This is a genomic window from Arhodomonas sp. KWT, from assembly GCF_010993615.1.
In genome coordinates, this window is sequence record NZ_WNXE01000726.1 from 1 (window position 1) to 842 (window position 842).

General features: G+C 64.4%; 1 protein-coding gene. It reads right to left on the reverse strand.

The window, feature by feature from the left end:
* The coding region (locus tag G7A99_RS22010; RefSeq protein ID WP_205600001.1) for a hypothetical protein at nt 1-827 on the reverse strand (827 nt) is incomplete at its 3' end.
* Nucleotides 828-842: the final 15 nt, after the last annotated feature.

Sequence of the window (842 nt, forward strand, 5' to 3'; positions counted from 1 at the left end):
AGCACGAACCAGCGGGCCTCGGCGTTGTCGTAGGCGGACTGGTGCTCGGTGGCAACGGCCAGGGTGCGCCGGGCATGCTCGGCACCGGCGCGGCTCGAGCGGCTCGGCACCGTCCCGTCGCCGGGGTCTTCGGGCTCGCCGATCTCGTAGCGGTAAACACGCTCGTGACCGTGACGGTCGGTTTCCATGGCCAGGCGATACTGGTTGTAGTGGGGGCGCGACTGTGCCGCCTTCCAGAGATGGCGGCTATATTCCGATTCCCTTCCCCGCCATATCACGGCGCCATAACTCATGTGATCCGGGCTGTCGGAGTAGAAGAGATAGGTATTGGGATTGAATCGGTTGGCCATGTTTTTGTGAAAACTCTTCACTTTGTCTTTCATTGTCTTTACGTATTTATCCCATTCCCTCTGGATTTTCTTCTCCCTGTCAGGGGCATGACTCCCTGTCAGCTCCGGATTGGCCAGCGCCGGCTCCAGCATGCCCCACCACTGTTCGCGTTCCAGGTAGATCGCCGTGTAGGGGTCGTCCCCTTCGGGCAGCGACCGGATCGCCCGGCCGTTGCGGCGGATCTGCAGCCAGTGCCGGCCATAGGCCGGGGTGGGGACCAGCTGCAGCGGGCCCGGGGCGCTACCGAGCACGGCCGTGGTCTCGCGCGCCGTCGCGCCCATGATGTGACTGGTGAAGAAACCGCCCTCGGTGCCGCACTTCATGCGCCGGTAGAAGACCGGCGCCCCGTTGGTGGGCATCACCCCGTGCACCACGCCCAGCATGCTGGCGTTGCCGCCGTCGACTTCCGAGTAGTAACGGGCGACCAGTCCGCCCATGGAGTGGGTGAGCAG